The organism is Protofrankia sp. CiT1, from assembly GCF_917627335.1.
GTDB lineage: Bacteria > Actinomycetota > Actinomycetes > Frankiales > Frankiaceae > Protofrankia.
On the sequence record NZ_CAKJTP010000041.1, the window covers coordinates 1 to 1,947 of the forward strand.

The following is a 1,947-nucleotide window of genomic DNA, read 5'->3' on the forward strand; positions in this document are numbered from 1 at the left end:
TCATGATCCGTAATGCCTCACACGAGCGAATCAAACGAGCGAAGTGCTCGTGGGCCATAAACGGGCTCACCCGGCCGTCCACTGTTTTATAGGCTCGTATGCCCTCAAAGGCGCCCGTGCCATAGTGCAGGCCCTGGGTCGAATCGGGCAGGGCCACGGCATCATCGGTGACGTACTCGCCGTTGTAGTAACGCCAGGGCAGCCGTGCGGCGTTCATCGGACACGCTCACGAACAGCAGCGATTTCTCGCGCTTTTTCGGCTTCCCCACACGACGTCGCCGCCGCCCGGCGGTCACGGATTCGGGCAGCCTTCCAACTCACCATCGCGCCGGTCGACGTCCTGCTGTCCGTCACCCCCCAGGTCACCTCAGCCGCGGTGCCGAACGCCTCTCCGGTATGCCGGATAATAGCGTTCTCGTGTATGCGCATGTCGGCATTACCGAGGGGACGGACGGGCTCGAACAGTACGGACAGATGATCCCGCCCGTCCGCTGTTTCGCTCAGGGTCGCCTGATAGTCAAGAATGGTCGGTGCCTGCGCGAGCAGTCCGTCTTCGAAGTCGAAAGCGGTTATCAACCGGTCGCCGAGGTGAATCTGATCGTCAACCCTGCCCAGCGGAACCATGGTGAACTGCTGATCCGATCCTCGGCTCTTTACCATGTCGCCCGTTCTGTACCGGACCAGTGGTTTCGCTCCCCGGTACAGATGTGTGATCACAAGCTCCCCTTGTCTTTCGCCCTCACGCCCGGCCTCGACACGACGGCCAGTAGCTGGGTCCACAATCTCGTAGAATACGTTTATGGGAGTGCTGTGAAGCTGCTTATCCGGGAAACAAACAGCCAGAATGGAAGCCTCTTGCGAAGCGTACATACAATTATAGACGTCCGCGCCCCAGATCGCTCCGATGCCTCGGAGAAGTCCTGGTGTGGAGAGCTCCCCGAGGGAAAGAATCGCTCGCACGCTCGTCTCCGCTGGATTCTTACCCTCCTGGAGGAGTCTCCTGGCCAGCGAAATAGACATGCCTGGGGTGCAGACCAGCACGTTCACGCCGAGCCTGTCGATTAACTCAAGCGCTCGGGAGAAGCCAACGAGAGGAGAATGCGGCCACATCTTTACTGTCGTATGCCCGAGAGCACGGAGAATGTCACCGAACGAGTCACCTGTCGAGTGCAGTTCCGTTGGTCCCATAACCGCTACCACGCAGTGGTCGGCATAATTCCGCAAAATCGGGGCGTATCCCTCCATCAACGCCAGGCCGGTGCGCATTGAGTCACGCGGCGAGCGTGGGCAGGGGGTGGATAGGCCGGTTGTGCCGGTCGTCTCGTAGTAGATCCAGCATTCCGACAGAGGTAATGCAGGCACTTCATCAAGATGGGTGCGGAGGTCAGCTTTCGTCGTGAAGGGAAGATTCTCGATGGCGACCGATGGGTTTTCCGTGCCAGCTATGTTCACCAGTCGGCGGGAGTAAAATGGAGAGCGCTCTCTGACATACGTCAATGTCTGGCCTATCTCATACGACTGATAGACGGCTAGCTCCGCTGGCGGCACCAGACCCGCCGCATACCGAGAGGCAAGTACCGCGAAGTCCGCCGTCTCTTCCAAAAAACGCTTGTCCAGCATCGGAAGCATGTATCGACTTCCTTTCCCATAAATGATCACGGGCCTGTCAAGCTAGCAGGAGGGAATTAGGTAAAATTCCTCTAACATTATCGTTACAATCATCTACCTGCTTCCCATGACTATTTGCCAACGGGACCATCGCGGTGCACATAGCGAGCCGGCTTGCCGTACAGATCCAAAATCTTGTCCGTCCATCACGTGTTCTGGCCTCCGCCCGACGATCCATGTCTAGCCGGCCATGGACGGGCGGTCAAGGCTGGTAAAGCAGCATTCACCTGCGCTGGCGGGACGAGCAAGCCGCTTTCCTTTGCGATGCTGCTAGCGCGC

Annotated in this window: 1 protein-coding gene and 1 pseudogene; both read right to left on the bottom strand. The window is 58.6% G+C overall.

Translation table 11 applies throughout. The features are described 5' to 3' along the window. Positions 1-217, bottom strand: a pseudogene (locus MJ785_RS09450) (branched-chain amino acid aminotransferase); the annotation flags it as partial. Continuing rightward, on the bottom strand, positions 214-1,629 hold the full coding sequence (locus MJ785_RS09455) for a phenylacetate--CoA ligase family protein (protein WP_239380481.1): 1,416 nt from the start codon (positions 1,627-1,629) through the stop codon (positions 214-216). The pseudogene MJ785_RS09450 and the gene MJ785_RS09455, both read right to left, overlap by 4 nt. Positions 1,630-1,947: the final 318 nt, after the last annotated feature.